Source organism: Solirhodobacter olei (assembly GCF_004010155.1).
Classification (GTDB): domain Bacteria; phylum Pseudomonadota; class Alphaproteobacteria; order Rhodobacterales; family Rhodobacteraceae; genus Solirhodobacter; species Solirhodobacter olei.
In genome coordinates, this window is the sequence record NZ_RRYH01000106.1 from 1 (window position 1) to 383 (window position 383).

Below are 383 nucleotides of genomic sequence, written 5' to 3' on the forward strand. Positions count from 1 at the left end.
CCACACACTGCTTAGGTTCAAACTTTGCCACCACATTCGGCTGACACTTTGGCTTCTCACAGTACATGCGCAGCTCCAGCTCCTTAAACAGCTCCCCATCCTTATCGTGGATACGTATTACATGAACGTCCTCCATGTCGTAACGCTTAACGGCCTCTTCATTGAAATCGAAGCAATTGGTGACGTTATGGTCATACACACGGTACTTGTACTGTGTTTTGCCGGCATTCAGCTCCCGTTGCGGTACCAGTAAGAACTCGCCATCTGGTGTTATGTATTTGTCAACTCTTACCTTAGTAGTCGGTTCAAAAGTCTTGGCGTCAATCTGCTTTCCCACTGGGTGAGAAGTCTTGCTTGTAGGCAATTGCTCCATTGTTAGCTGG

1 protein-coding gene is annotated in these 383 nt (G+C 47.5%); it reads right to left on the reverse strand.

What is annotated here, in order from left to right; translation table 11 throughout:
* Positions 1–383, reverse strand: a 383-nt coding sequence (locus EIP85_RS23130; protein ID WP_206615646.1) for a hypothetical protein, incomplete at both ends; no start/stop codon positions are given.